This window comes from Dendronalium phyllosphericum CENA369, from assembly GCF_016056275.1.
Lineage (GTDB): Bacteria > Cyanobacteriota > Cyanobacteriia > Cyanobacteriales > Nostocaceae > Dendronalium > Dendronalium phyllosphericum.
Map to the genome: position 1 here is coordinate 1 of NZ_JAECZA010000314.1, position 14,657 is coordinate 14,657.

Consider the following 14,657-nt stretch of genomic DNA (forward strand, 5'->3'; position numbering starts at 1 on the left):
ATTTATTCTTATCACTTGCAGCGTCACTGGGCAACCTTGCAAAAACAGCCTGAGTTAGCACAAGCTTTTGATAATGTTCTGAATGCTAGTGAAGCTATTCTCTTAGATCCCATTCTCACTCACAAATTAAGCAGTATGGGGTTGATTAAACTTTCTGGATCTCAAGCGATCGCAAGTTGTGAATTATATCGACGATTTTTTAGGAAAAAAGAGCAGCATTTGGCGTTGCAGAATAAAAATATGAATTAGTACGATTGCTATGGAAACCCTATGCAATTGTTGAGACTCAAGGTACTTAGTTAAAAGATGTTATTTTTCATGAGTTTTACTATGAGTTATGGGATGAGTTTTATGAGTTTCAGAGCCGATTAGACAACTAATATTAAAAGTAATTCGCTGCAATATTATATCTAATGCGAATTTGGCTCACTTGCTCAAAGGTTTTGTTCCCGACATTAAAACTTGCAAACTATTCTTAATTTTTTATTTAAAAGTTGACTATTTTGTCAATTTGTAAGTTCTAAATACTTAACCAGAGAATGAACAATGCCCATACAACCAACTTATCCAGGCGTTTACGTAGAAGAAATTCCTAGTGGAGTACGCACTATTACAGGCGTATCAACCTCTATTACTGCCTTTATTGGTCGCGCCTTACGAGGCCCTGTAGACGAGGCGATTACTATCAACAGTTATGGCGACTTTGAACGCATTTTTGGAGGGTTGTGGCTGAATAGTACCCTTGGCTATGCTGTACGAGATTTTTACCTCAATGGTGGTAGCCAGGCAATTATTGTCCGACTCATTCACTCTAAACAAGGACAAGGTCAAGCTCCAGATCAAGGTCAAGCTCCAGATCAAGGTCAAACTCCAGACCAAGGTCAAGCTCCAGGACAAAGTCAAACTTCAGACCAAGGTCAAGCCACTGCTAAGAAGGCACAACTAAATGTGAATGGTCTTAATTTAGAAGCAGCAAATGAAGGTAGCTGGGGAAATGCTTTAAAAGTGCGGATTGAATACGTAGATATTAATGTAAGAGATGACGCAGAGTCACAAAAACTATTCAACATTACAGTTCTGGATCAAAATACAAGTCAATTAGAAGTATTTCGCAACGTATCGGTGCTGCCAAATCATCCCAGACGAGTAGATAAAGTTTTATTGAATGAGTCTTATTTTGTTCGATTTAGAGATGAATCTCTGCCAACAGACAGACCAGCTGCCCATGCTCAACCAACATTAGATAAAAAATTGTGGGATGATAACGATACAAACACCAAAGCCGAAGAAAACAGCGGTGCGGATGGTGACGATCTAGATGTGAACGACTTCACAGGGTTAAATAAGGAAGCAAATAAACAGGGCCTTTATGCTTTAAATAAAGCTGACCTGTTTAATATTCTTTGTATTCCGCCTTATAAAAATGATGGCAATATAGATTATGACTCTTTAGTTGATTCAGCAGCAGAATTTTGTAAAGACCGTCGCGCATTTTTCATCATCGACCCGCCTACTAATTGGACTGATAAAGATAAAGCCAAGGATGGTATTCAAAACCTTGGTGCGCCGACTAGTTATGCTGCTGTTTTCTTTCCTCGAATCAAACAGCCAAATCCGTTACGAGAAAATCAAATAGAAGAATTTGTTCCCTGTGGTGCGATCGCGGGTGTATTTGCTCGTACTGATGTTCAACGCGGTGTGTGGAAAGCTCCAGCAGGCACAGAAGCAACCTTGACGGGTGTACCACAATTGAGTGTACCTCTAACAGATCCAGAAAATGGAGAATTGAATCCTTTGGGAATTAATTGTTTGCGAACTTTGCCAGCTTTTGGTCGTGTGATATGGGGATCGCGGACGCGCAAGGGAGACGATCGTCTTACCGATGAATGGAAGTATATTCCAGTTCGCCGTTTCGCGCTTTTCTTGGAAGAAAGTCTTTATCGCGGTACGCAATGGGCTGTCTTTGAGCCAAATGACGAGCCATTGTGGGCGCAAATTCGTTTGAATCTTGGAGCTTTTATGCATACTCTCTTCCTTCAAGGAGCTTTTCAAGGTCGTAAGCCGGAAGATGCTTACTTTGTGAAGTGTGATAAAGAAACAACAATCCAAAATGATATTAACTTAGGAATTGTCAATATTATTGTTGGTTTTGCTCCTCTCAAACCTGCTGAATTTGTCATTCTCAAAATTCAGCAAATAGCCGGACAAATAGCAGTTTAAGGAGAAATATATGCCTTCTATTTCAGGTAAGCGTTTAGACCTCTACAAAAACTTTAAGTTTGTTGTGAAATTCGCTGGTAAGGACGTGGCTGGGGTAAGTAAAGTTAGTGGTTTAAAGCGAACCACTGAGGTCATAGAACACCGCACGGGCGGCGACCCTAGCACTGTCTATAAGTCTCCCGGACAAAGCAAGTACGATCCCATCACCTTAGAACGAGGTGTTAGCAAAGATCCTGATTTTGAACAATGGGCAAATAAGGTCTGGGCGCTTGGTGGTAGTCCAGAAGTGTCTCTGGCAGATTTCCGTAAAGATATCACTATTGAGGTTCGTGATGAAGCTGGTCAGAAAGCGACTTCATATAACGTTTTTGGTTGCTGGGTTTCAGAATATCAAGCTTTACCAGACCTAGATGCTAGTGCTAATGCTGTCGCTATCGAATACATAAAGATAGAAAACGAAGGTTGGGAACGTGCTTGATAATTAACTCGGCTGAGTTAATCAAGATGTTAATTATTCAATCAGTAGGAAATCAACTATAGAAATCCTATTTGATTTTTCAAACAGCTAAGTATACTTACCCGTATACTTAGCAAAATTTAAATAAGATTTTTATGGATTACTGAACTTAACTTGCCAACTCCTGCTAATCAATTTGGCTTGAAGCAAACCTTTGTTAATTGGGTCTTGCATAAATTGCCTAGACAAGGCGGTTAGATTAATGAGGTACATTAGCTATGAATTTAGAAAATAAGCAGAACATTGATGAAATTATTAATCACTTCATTGTGAGTAATAATGGCAAAATTGATGATACTGTCTTGAATAATTTAATTGAAATTAAAAAACTAGCATTAGAAGAACAGAAAAATCAAAATGAGCAGGAAATCAAAAGAGAAGAAAATCTAATTAAAGCTAAACAGAATAGATTTCCCAACAGTATTTTGAGTAATCCAACAACTACGGCTGTTGTTGCTGCTTTAGCTGGATTTTTGACATCGAGTATTGTAGCATTTATTCAGGGAAGTTCTAATCTTCAACTTGAAGAACTTAAGTTTCAATCCGAACTTATAACAAATGCAACTAAACCAGATGATAAGAACAAAAGAATTGAACTGCTGCAATTTAATATTGATGCTGGCTTAATCAAAGATCCTTATATTATCTCAAAGTTGGACTATATAATAAAAAGTGGTAATGTTCCACAGTCCTCTGTAACTACAATTGATCCCAATCAGTACATTCTCCCTAATGATTTTTCTATACCTACAGTTAACGATTTTATCGGCTCTCCAGGTTGCTATATTGCTGCCTATTCACATCAAAAGGAAATGAGCGCTAGTTCAGTTGGGGGCGATATTTATGTTATGGGTCAAGTCAGGGTTCCTGGACATTATGAGGGAAGAATTTGTCAGCCAAAAGGTTATGAAGGACAGAATATCAGTAGGTTAGATTACTTTAAAGAATTATTTGACCAAAAACTACCTAAAGTCTGTATAAACAAAAGTTGCTGGGCAGGTGGTGACACTGGTGGTTTTGTTGGTAGGTAATTAAATCAATGAAAGATTTAAACCTTTTATGGAACTCCGATTTGATTTTTGAAAATACAAAAATCTGCCATAGAAAGGTTCAGTTCTTAATATACTCAGCAAGATTAAAGTAGGATTTCTATGCGATCGCTATCAGCTTTAGAACTGTTAAATATCTGGGAATGGGGACATAATCAGCCATCTTGGTCTAGAGCAATCAAGCTATTAAGTAGTGCTTGTCCTGAAACCTCCATAGATATGCTGACTCAACTCAGCCTCGGTCAGCGTGATGCTATGCTGCTGACATTGCGGGAGTGGACATTTGGTTCGCAACTGGTTAGTCAAGTGACCTGTCCAAGCTGTGGTGAAGTCTTGGAACTTGATTTTGATATTGCAGAGATGCGTTTAGCATCGCTGTCAATTGAATCAGTTGAGAAATATCGTTTTGAGCTTGCTGATTACCAGGTGAGTTTTCGGCTGCCAAATAGTTTAGATATGATAGCGATCGCTGAATACAAACAGCCAGAGATTGCCCAAGAGATTTTATTAGAACGCTGTATTTTGGAAGTAGTGTGTGATGGGAAATACCTGCCGTTCCAGCAATTGCCATCTCATACGAGAGATGTAATTATTGCTCAAATGGCTCAGGTAGATCCTCAAGCAAATGTGTCAATTGATATTTCCTGTTCTGCTTGCAACCACCAATGGCGATCGTTATTTGACATTGTATCGTTCTTCTGGTCTGAGATTAATGCTTGGGCATTTCGAGTTTTGCGAGAGGTACATACTTTGGCTACTGCTTATAGTTGGCGTGAAGCTGAGATTTTGGCGATGAGTCCGAGACGACGACAATTGTATTTAGATATGGTAGCGCACTAATGAGGAATTATCTTTTTGATTTGATAGCTAAAAGCTTTAACCTAATTGATACAGTTCAACCTCTTGTATTATCAGTCTTTGAACCTTTACCAGAATCTACCCTTGGCTGGGAGCTACCGATTACCACAGAATCAACTGAGTTAGAAATAACACCACAAGCTGAGGAATTTCCCGGTTTTGAGATTGTACAGCCCTTGGAGTGGCAATCGTCTGCAACAAACTTGCAAATATCTGAAGAAGTAACTAACCCGCTTTTAACTAATTTAACTTCAACGCCCGTTCAATCTTCCCAAGAAATACCAAAGTCAACTTCTAATTTTTCACCAAAGCCTGACTTAGAATTATCCTCCAATTGGTCTTTTCCAGAATCAGTATTGACTCAAATCAGCACTGATAATCAGCAATTGACTTCAAATACAGAGCAAAAAACAAGCACTATCCCACCAATTTTTGCTTCTGCTCAATTATTAAATAATCAACCAAATCAAATTAGTCCTATTGTTTCATATTTACCACCTTCAAATATTGATAATCTGTTATTAATTTCCAATGCAGAGGAAGAAACACGCCCTAATTCACTAACTTCAACTCCTGCTCAATTCTTACAAAAACAATCAAATAACATTAATCCTGTTGTTTCTTTTATCCAACCTCCAAATACAATCAATTATAAACCATTTCTAACTCAACCTTTTCTAGAATCAGAAAGACCTTCAACACCTGTAAATCAAATAGTACCTAATGCCAATACAGATGTGCCACAAACAAAGACTTCTTTATCGAATCGTTTCATTTCTGTACAGACTAGAGAGTTAAATACTTTTCTCTCTAACTCAATCTCTAAACAGAAGCAGCTTACACCTAATTTTTTACCCCAGCAACCAATTAGCATTAATCATCGTCTGGGTTTATATTTGCAATTACCTATAAAGTCAGATTTGCAAATAATTTTTAACGAAAACACAACAAAACCAGTAATATTGGCATTTGCTCCCCAAGAGAACACCTTTTTGCAGCCAAATCTGAATACCGCAATTTTAATGAATGCAATCGCAAAGCCAAAGAATGCTCCTGTCTCAAAGTTAGTTGTGGAAAAATCGGGAGGACTTACAACTCAATCATTAAATAACCAATTGATTGAAATTAGTCAAACAGTTTCTCTTCATCCCTTAGCAAAGGTATTGTATCTCAAGCAATCTCTACCGCAAATACAAGCAGAAACCAGCACTATCTTATCAATCCCTAGCTTTCTACAACAGGGAAAATCTACAACTGAAAACTTACATAAGCAACCCACAGAAATTAATTCAGTCTTTACCCATTCTCAGTTAACATCGGTTGAAAATTCTGAAGCATTTCCCCTTCAACTTCAATCACAAGCAAAAGCGATATCTTCTCTACCCTTCGGGAACGACTTCGTCGAACGAAGTACCACGCGTAGCTTGCTTCCACAAAGTAGTAAGGTAAACTTCGCTAACGCACCTACTGCTACTCAAGTTTTGCCTTTAATACCTGCCTTAGCAGCGCAAACTAGTAATCTTACTTCTACTGTGATTCAACCACAGGAACAACTTGTGAGTGAATTACCTCAAAAGCCAACGCTACAAACAGAGAATATTTCAACTTCAGAAATATTATTAAGTCAGATTATAGAACAACCAACAGCGATCGCACCTACTACTCAATTATCGCCTTTAATATCTGCGCTAGGAGGAGAAACTAGCACTCTAACTTCTACTGCAATTCAAACACAGGAACAACCTGTAGCTGAATTAACACAAAAGCGATGGTTGCACCAACGCCAAGAGCGAACGTTACAAACAGCAAATATTCCAAGTTCAGAAATATTATCAAGTCAGAATATAGAACAACCAACAGCGATACCTTCTTTGCAAGAGCCTACGCGTAGCTTACTTCCACAAAGTGGTAAGGTAAACTTCGCTAACGCACCTACTACTACTCAAGTTCTGCCTTTAATACCTGCCTTAGCAGCGCAAACGAATAATCTTACTTCTACTGTGATTCAACCACAGGAACAACTTGTGAGTGAATTACCTCAAAAGCCTACGCTACAAACAGAGAATATTTCAACTTCAGAAATATTATTAAATCAGATTATAGAACAACCAACAGCAATACCTTCTTTGCGAGACGCTACACGTAGCTTGCTTCCACAAAGTAGTAAGGTAAGCTCCGCTAACGCATCTGCAAGCGAGGTGGTACTAGCTTTAACACCTGTACTAACTGTGGATACTAGCATTCCTGCCTTAAGTACTGTAATTCAACCACAAGTAAAACATGAGGCGATACCTACCCTGCAAGAACTTTTACTCTTCAAGAACGACTTCGTCGAACGAGGAACGGTAAGCTCTGCTAACGCATTTATTATTGATACTACCTTAGTGAATTCACACAAACAAAGCTTAACACCTACAATTGCTACACAAAAAATTATAGATCCACAGGAAAAACTTACGTCTAATGTGTCAGGAGTTCGACAGAGGTTTGTCCACAAAAATATTTTATCAATGCATCCAATTCTCACGGATGCCTCTACTAAATTATCTTCGCCTCAGACAAACAGTTCTACTCCACCATTCGTAAATAATCTACTATTATCTGCCACTTCACAACCGGCAACTGGGCTAACTGCTATTAATTCATATATAACACCAACTCCTACTTTATATTCTTCAACCGCAGGAACTGACATACAATCGCAAGTAAACTTTTCTGACTCTTACTTGTCTGATTTCCATAGAGAAAAAGCTTCTGCTCAAGAAGTCAGATCGCAAAACTATAATACGAATTATCGCAAACATATTGCTAGCCAAAAAATTGGCATTGTAGAACAATCGGATAAATTGGGGCAAGCAGAGAGAGAGACGAACGTTAGTCACGCAGATCATCCTGCAAATATGCAACGCCAGAAAATTAATCGCAATGAAGATATATTGACTAGTCCAGATGAAAACTTAATATTACCCCAAAACGCATCCCCTAATTTTTCTATGTCTGCGGATAGAGGCAAAGGCTGGGCGGTGTATCCATTCTTTAGAGAATTAGAGGAATCTGATTTAAAACCACTATCTCAGCCGATAAATGACCTGAGTGTGAAAAATTTGTCAGTCATTGCAAGTAGTAGAAAAAAAGCCCATAAGCAATCTTCAGTGGGTTTAGACACACCACCTGCTATTCAAGTCACAATTGGTCAGTTGGAAATTCGCAGCGCAGCCCCAGCGCCACCCCCGCCTCGACCAAAGCCTCGTCCAGCGCCAGCCGTGATGGGTTTGAATGAATACTTGCGTCGGCGTGCGGGAGGTAAATGATGAGCAACGCTTTGGCTATTGCCGCTGTCACAATTACATTGCGTCACCTCCTCCAGCAAAGGTTTGACACTGAGGGTTCTGGTGGAATCACTGTGACGACACGACCATTGGATAAGGTGCGAGATAATACTGTTAGTAGCGGTGACCAAGTTAATCTGTTTCTCTACGATACTCAAATAAACCCAACTTGGCGGAATATGGATATTCCTTCTCAAGTGAAGCCTGGTGAAACAGGACATCAGCTTTTGCCGTTGAATCTCTACTACTTGCTAACTGCTTACGCCCAAAATGATGATTTTCCAGAACCTACGAGTCATCGTCTGTTAGGTGTGGCAATGAGTGTTTTTAATGACCATCCGATCGTTACTTCTGCGGATATTAGGGCAGCTTTACCTGCTACCGATCCTCTAGAGTACGACCTTGACTTACAAGAAGAACAGTTGCGAATTGATTATCAACCACTATCTGTGGAAGAGGTGTTTAATCTCTGGTCAACTTTTCAAGTACCTTATCGAGTTTCAGCTGCTTATGAAGTGTCAGTAGTGTTGATTGAAAGCAGCTTGCCTGCAAAAACTCCGCTACCAGTTATTAAACGTCAGTCTAGCGATCGCGGCCCAATTCTGCAATCAAACCTATTATCTCCCTTGCCCACATTAGTTTCTCTGCAATTACCTAATCAACAAGCTAGCGGCAGATTGGGCGATATTCTAACTTTTAATGGTTTTCACTTAGATGCTGAAAATGTAGTTATATATCTGACAAATATTCGTTTAGAAATTTCTCTGGAATTGCCACCTTTGGGAGAGAGAACGGCAACAGATATTAGAGTTCAATTACCTGATGAGCCTGTAAACTGGGCGGCGGGTTTTTATACCGTGGTAGTCAAAGTAACGCGGACTAACGAACCAAGTCGCACTACCAATGAATTATCTTTTGCCTTAGCACCTAAAATCTTGGATATTGTACCACGACAGGCAACAGCAGATGCTAATGGCGAAGTAAGTCTCACTCTGATTTTAAACCCCCAAGTGCGACCAAGACAGCGAGTAGCGTTATTGTTAGGCGATCGCGAAGTGCTGGCTCAACCACATCCAAATCAAACAGACAGCCTGGAGTTTCGGATTGCAAATGTTACACCAGGTGAGTATTTTGTGCGGGTGCGGATTGATGGGGTAGATAGTTTACTAGTGGATCGCACGGTGACACCGCCTGTTTTCGATGAGAATCAGAAGGTGGTGATTTTATGAACAACCTCGATTCTTGGATAGCAAACAATGAAGAATACTTAGCAAATGCACTGGCTTGGTTACGCTGGCGTTTGTGTGAGCTTGCACAGTTACCTGATATTGAAAAACCTAAAGTCACAGAAATTACAATAACGAGGAATATACATCCATCCCCAGCAATATCTTTCTTAAGTCAAAAGTTAGATTTATCTGACTTTGAACAACAGGTTTTACTGTTATGCGTTGCAATGGAATTAGATCCGGGTATGGCTCGTCTTTGTGCCAGAGCTTTCGATAATTCTCATCAGGCTTATCCTACCTTTGCCTTGGCTTTATCAATATTCGAGCAACCTACTTGGGATGCCCTTTCTTGGGAACGCCCTTTACGTTACTGGCGATTAATCGAAATTCACCAGTCAGGAGTTCAACCGCTGACTACGAGCGGCTTACGGGTCGATGAACGTATATTAAACTATATCAAAGGATTAAATTCTCTAGACGATCGCTTGGCATCATTATTGATGCCACTGGAAACAGAGGAGTGGAATGTAAAATTACCGCCATCCCAAAAGGCTGTTGTCGAAACAATTATTCTGCAACTGTGCCAAAGCGATAAAAGGCAACGTTTACCAATTATTCAGCTAGTAGGGGCAGATTCCCTCAGCAAGCAACTAATCGCCCAACAAATAACAGCCCAACTAGATAAATATGTCTATCGTTTGTCAGTGGAATTATTGCCTACCCAGGCGGGAGAGTTAGAGACAGTTGCTCGTTTATGGCATCGGGAAAGCTTGCTATTGCCGCTGGCGCTATATTTAGATGCTCAAGAAATTGACAAACCGACTACAGAAGGACAAGCACTTCCCTTACATCGGTTTCTTACCCGCAGCGGTGGTCTACTTTTCCTTAGCACTCGTGAACTTAGGCAATTGGGTTTGCCCACAATTGTCATAGATGTTGAAAAGCCAACACCCAGCGAACAAAAAGCAACTTGGACTGAGGCATTGGTAGCACTAGCAGATAGCAGTCCACAGCTTTTAGCAACTCAATTTAACCTTAATTTAGTCAATATTGAGCAAATTGCCCAGCAAGTGTTAGCTGAAACACCCAACTGTGAAATTCAAAATCGTTTGTGGTCGGCTTGTCTTGCTAGTACTCGTCCGCAGTTAGATACTTTAGCTCAACGCCTCGACCCGAAAGCAACTTGGGATAATATCGTTTTGCCACCAGAAGAGACAAGCTTGCTGCACCAAATTGCTGACCAAATCAGGCAACGCAGTCTAGTTTATCAAGAGTGGGGTTTTCACAACCGTATGAATCGGGGTATGGGGATTAGTGCCTTGTTTGCGGGGGAAAGCGGCACAGGCAAGACAATGGCGGCGGAGGTGATAGCCAATGATTTGCAGCTAAATCTTTACCGGATTGACCTTTCATCTGTAGTCAACAAATATATAGGAGAAACAGAGAAAAATCTGCGGCGTTTGTTTGATGCGGCGGAAGACGGCGGGGCAATTCTATTTTTTGATGAAGCGGATGCTTTATTTGGCAAACGTTCTGAGGTGAAGGATAGCCACGATCGCTACGCCAATATTGAGGTGAATTACCTGTTGCAGCGATTGGAAGCTTATCGCGGTTTGGTAATTCTGGCAACTAATCTCAAGAGTTCGTTAGACCATGCCTTTATGCGTCGCTTGCGGTTTATTGTGAATTTTCCCTTTCCTGGTGTGGCTGAACGTCAGGTGATGTGGCAAAAGGTATTTCCACCAGAGACACCAATACAGGATTTAGATTTTAACCGCTTGGCACGTTTGAATATGACGGGCGGCAGTATCCACAATATTGCGTTGAATGCTGCGTTTCTAGCTGCTGGGGCTGGTACGCCTGTGACGATGCAGTTGGTGTTGGCAGCGGCACGGGCTGAGTTTCGCAAGTTGGATAGGCCAGTGAATGAAGCGGATTTTCGGGTTTCAGTATCTACGGGGGTAAGGGAATGAATATCAATATTGATATAGAAAAACTGATTTTAGAGGGAGTGCCGATTTCTCCCAGTCAGGCGCGGTTGTTGCAAGCAGAGGTGGAGAGTGAATTGGGGCGGTTGCTGGCTAATGAAGGTTTACCAGACAACTTGCTCTCAGGTGGGGTAGTGCCTAGTGGTGCGATTCAGCTAAAGCCTGGAACTAACCCTACCCAAATGGGGCAACAAATTGCACAAGAAATAGTTATCAAAATATTAGGAGAAAAATCATGAGTAGACCAGACGTAAAATGGATTCCTGCAAGCCCTCAAAATCAGAATGATTACCGCGACTTAGCAATTGATTCTATTGTGTGTCACAACACCGATGGTTCATTGCAAGCAGCCATAGCTCAATTCCAAGACCCTGAAGCGCAAGTTTCTGCACACTACATTGTTGCTCGTGACGGTACGTGCATCCAGATGGTCTTAGAAGCTCATACAGCCTGGCACGCAGGTGACAGAACTATGAATCATCGGTCTATCGGAATTGAACATGTTGCTGACAAAAATAATTTAGGTATGACACCAGAGCAACAACAGTGTTCGTTGAACCTAATTGGATATTTGGTAGATAAGTACAAAATTCAGAAATCTCACATTTATACGCACCGTACGGTAGATACAATGGCTGGCGGAACTGATTGTCCCAAATGGATTTGGCCTGATGAAGTATCGTTTGAAAAGTTTAAAGAGACAATAGCCTGACACATGACGAGACATTTCTTAAGCGACTGAGCAGCACAATGAATGGCATGTTGAATATCGAGGAATCAAACCATGACTAGTAAAAAAATTGCTCAAACTAATCAACAGCAAAAAAGTGAGACATCCGAGGCGAGTGGCATTTTACAGCGTGCTGCCATTCGTTCTGTTTCGGACGCAGGGGTGCAATCAACAGAAGATAAAGAAGCACAGCCGTTGAGTAATTCAGCTTTGTCTAAAGATTTTAGCCGAGTGCCTATCAGTACAACTAAACCACAACAGATTATGACGAAGCTGATGATTGGCGCAGTGGGGGATAAATACGAACAGGAAGCGGATCGGGTAGCGGCGCAGGTGGTGCAGCGAATAAATGCACCTGCGTTTGTGCAGTCAGGTGAAGATGAAACTGTTCAGCGAGAGAAGATGGAGACAATAGATAACGAAGCAAGACTGATGAGGTCGTCAATATTACAGCGTAGGTCTAGTGATGGTGGAATGGCTGCTACGCCAGACCTAGAAGCCTCCATCAATCGAGCAAAGGGAGCCGGACGACCGATGGCAGACAAGATTCGGCAACCGATGGAAAAGGCGTTTGGGGCTGACTTCAGTGGGGTGAAGGTTCACACAGATTCTCGGGCTGATCAATTGAATCAATCAATACAGGCAAAGGCGTTTACAACGGGGCAAGATGTGTTCTTTCGGCAGGGGGCGTATGAGCCAGGCAGCGGAGGAGGACAGGAGTTGCTTGCTCATGAGTTGACTCATGTGGCACAGCAGAGTAGGCGTACACTGCATAGACAGAAGATACAATCAAAGAGCAATGGGTCTATTGCATCTACTGTACTCAAAAAGAATGGGGCTACTGTACAAACTGTAGCCAGTTCACAGGCAAATGACTCGCCAAATCGTGTTGGTATAGAACAAGAGTTGACATCTGTAACTTTAACATTAAAATCTGAGAACCAAGAAACCGACGAGCAAAGTGGAGTCAAACTGGCTGAGACAAATGAAAAAACGTTTGGTGGCTTGCCAGTATTTCGGCTAGAAACTGAGGGAGCAGATAGAGGTACTCTTTGCATTGAGTTAATACATGGCCCTTTAGAAATGAAAGAGTACAACACTCAAATTTACATAGCAGCTAAGAAAGAGTTGTTAAGTCAATTATCAAAGCAGGGACCTTTAAATGAAGCTTTGAATGAGTACAATACAAAGATTAAAAATAATAGGTATAAATTAGAAATCACTAATGATGCCGCTAGATACAAGATATCCAAGCCTCAGAAAACAAGCAATATAAATACACAAACAAATGTAGCTATTCCATATAGTAAATTGGGGCAGATTCCGCAAGAAGGAGAACAAGGCTTTGAAGAAATGTTCGGCCCTAAAGAAATAAGCGATCAAAAAGTGTATAAAAAAGCAAGAGATGAGGCACAAAAAATTAAGGAAAAAATGGGTAAACTTCAAGATGACAGACATATACAATCACTACTGACACACATAATATATCAGGAAGCAAAGTTTATATATCATGATATTGATAAGAAAAACATTAAAAAAGATCAGAAGCATCACTTTCATGTAATGCTCAAACTTAGCCCAGAAGATGCTGTAGTTAGTATTCTTAGCGATCAAGAAACATATGAGTTAGAAAAGTGGTTGAGAAAAGAAGATAAAGATATCAAAGAGTCTATTAAGAAGGCTTTTGATACATTTAATAGTCCTCGTCAATTGCAGAATCAAAAACTAAATTCTAATGCAAACTCAATTAAAGAGCAACTACAAAAAGCTATAAAGACTCGACAGAAAGGAGCAAAAAAACTGAAAAAGGTAAACACAGATACAGAGGAATCAAAAGCCCTTGATGAATCTGATAATGAAATCAAGGATAAAGAAAATAATGACATCACAGTAAGACATACTCACCCACGTCCAACAAATAGAATAGCTGTATATTCCCACGATGGCGAACACTACATAGTGGTAGAGCAAAGGTCAAGTAAGCACCTGTTAAACGAGGGAGATGTAAGCGATAATTTTGACAAAAAAAGTAAGTTTATTGCTGAACAACAAAAGGTTGTAAAAGTTTCCAAACCAGAAGGCAAAGTAAAAAAACCTTCTAGTAAAAGTTCTAAATTAAAGTCAGGTAGCAAACCATCTAGCTTGCTAACAACTACAACTGCCAAAAAAGATGAGAATGGTTTATACATTAATGAAACTAAGGGAGATGGTAATTGTTTTTTCCATGCTGTGTATGAGGCTATGTACAACATGCGTTCAACAGCGACAGATCAATCAATGATTCGTCAAACCGTTATACATCAATTGCTAGAGAATCCTAATATGCTACAAGATGTATTAGGTCAAGTCCCTAACGATAACACAGTAAGCACAACTATAAACAGTTTACAGGATGGACTGTGGACTCAAAATACTACCCCTGGACTTGTTGCCACAGCATTAGGTTTGACCATTGTCGTCCACAATCCTGATGGTAGCATTTATACAACCATTGTGCCTCAAAACAGATCCTCACACGAAACTATACATATAACCTATACTGGGAATCATTTTAATTCACACAGCCGCGATCCTTTGCCTAGCCCTGCCCAAGATTAACCCTCTTCTAAGAAACATTTCTATTTCTTTACATCCATTAGGAATGAAATAGCTTTCCTCAGACGCTTTTGTAACTTTAGGAAAACCCAATCGCTGAAAGTGCGATCGCAAATCTTATAGCGACAATCTTAAAAATCAA

General features: G+C 40.4%; 11 protein-coding genes. All 11 read left to right on the forward strand.

The genetic code is table 11. The features are described 5' to 3' along the window. The coding region (locus I8752_RS35390; RefSeq protein WP_214436814.1) for an AAA-like domain-containing protein at nt 1–249 on the forward strand (249 nt) is incomplete at its 5' end. 297 nt (nt 250–546) lie between these two features. Then, nucleotides 547–2,220: a phage tail sheath family protein gene (locus tag I8752_RS35395; RefSeq protein WP_214436815.1), complete on the forward strand. Its 1,674-nt coding sequence runs from the start codon at nt 547–549 to the stop codon at nt 2,218–2,220. A gap of 10 nt (nt 2,221–2,230) precedes the next feature. Further along, a complete protein-coding gene (locus I8752_RS35400) occupies nt 2,231–2,698 on the forward strand; it encodes a phage tail protein (RefSeq protein ID WP_214436816.1) in 468 nt (155 codons plus the stop codon). 257 nt (nt 2,699–2,955) lie between these two features. Further along, nucleotides 2,956–3,768 (forward strand): hypothetical protein, encoded by an 813-nt coding sequence (locus tag I8752_RS35405; RefSeq protein ID WP_214436817.1) that lies wholly within the window; start codon nt 2,956–2,958, stop codon nt 3,766–3,768. A 120-nt stretch (nt 3,769–3,888) separates the two neighbouring features. Beyond that, complete coding sequence (locus I8752_RS35410; RefSeq protein WP_214436818.1) at nt 3,889–4,626, forward strand: T4 family baseplate hub assembly chaperone; 738 nt, start codon at nt 3,889–3,891, stop codon at nt 4,624–4,626. Beyond that, a complete protein-coding gene (locus tag I8752_RS35415) occupies nt 4,626–7,955 on the forward strand; it encodes a hypothetical protein (protein ID WP_214436819.1) in 3,330 nt (1,109 codons plus the stop codon). The genes I8752_RS35410 and I8752_RS35415 overlap by 1 nt, the downstream gene beginning before the upstream one ends. Further along, nucleotides 7,952–9,202, forward strand: coding sequence for a DUF4255 domain-containing protein (locus tag I8752_RS35420; protein ID WP_225896118.1), 1,251 nt, complete (start codon nt 7,952–7,954; stop codon nt 9,200–9,202). The genes I8752_RS35415 and I8752_RS35420 overlap by 4 nt, the downstream gene beginning before the upstream one ends. After that, nucleotides 9,199–11,175, forward strand: coding sequence for an ATP-binding protein (locus I8752_RS35425; protein WP_214436820.1), 1,977 nt, complete (start codon nt 9,199–9,201; stop codon nt 11,173–11,175). Before I8752_RS35420 ends, I8752_RS35425 begins: the two co-directional genes overlap by 4 nt. Further along, a complete protein-coding gene (locus I8752_RS35430; RefSeq protein ID WP_214436821.1) occupies nt 11,172–11,429 on the forward strand; it encodes a hypothetical protein in 258 nt (85 codons plus the stop codon). Before I8752_RS35425 ends, I8752_RS35430 begins: the two co-directional genes overlap by 4 nt. Continuing rightward, entirely contained in the window at nt 11,426–11,902 is a 477-nt protein-coding gene (locus tag I8752_RS35435) for an N-acetylmuramoyl-L-alanine amidase (RefSeq protein ID WP_214436822.1), read from the forward strand. Before I8752_RS35430 ends, I8752_RS35435 begins: the two co-directional genes overlap by 4 nt. A gap of 180 nt (nt 11,903–12,082) precedes the next feature. Then, entirely contained in the window at nt 12,083–14,518 is a 2,436-nt protein-coding gene (locus I8752_RS35440; protein WP_214436823.1) for an eCIS core domain-containing protein, read from the forward strand. Nucleotides 14,519–14,657 lie beyond the last annotated feature (139 nt).

Excerpts from the sequence above, each read along its gene's own strand:
- I8752_RS35415 (WP_214436819.1), top strand. The coding sequence starts at position 4,626 with ATGAGGAATTATCTTTTTGATTTGATAGCTAAAAGCTTTAACCTAATT.
- I8752_RS35395 (WP_214436815.1), top strand. The coding sequence starts at position 547 with ATGCCCATACAACCAACTTATCCAGGCGTTTACGTAGAAGAAATTCCT.
- I8752_RS35420 (WP_225896118.1), top strand. The coding sequence starts at position 7,952 with ATGATGAGCAACGCTTTGGCTATTGCCGCTGTCACAATTACATTGCGT.
- I8752_RS35435 (WP_214436822.1), top strand. The coding sequence starts at position 11,426 with ATGAGTAGACCAGACGTAAAATGGATTCCTGCAAGCCCTCAAAATCAG.
- I8752_RS35425 (WP_214436820.1), top strand. The coding sequence starts at position 9,199 with ATGAACAACCTCGATTCTTGGATAGCAAACAATGAAGAATACTTAGCA.
- I8752_RS35410 (WP_214436818.1), top strand. The coding sequence starts at position 3,889 with ATGCGATCGCTATCAGCTTTAGAACTGTTAAATATCTGGGAATGGGGA.
- I8752_RS35430 (WP_214436821.1), top strand. The coding sequence starts at position 11,172 with ATGAATATCAATATTGATATAGAAAAACTGATTTTAGAGGGAGTGCCG.
- I8752_RS35400 (WP_214436816.1), top strand. The coding sequence starts at position 2,231 with ATGCCTTCTATTTCAGGTAAGCGTTTAGACCTCTACAAAAACTTTAAG.
- I8752_RS35405 (WP_214436817.1), top strand. The coding sequence starts at position 2,956 with ATGAATTTAGAAAATAAGCAGAACATTGATGAAATTATTAATCACTTC.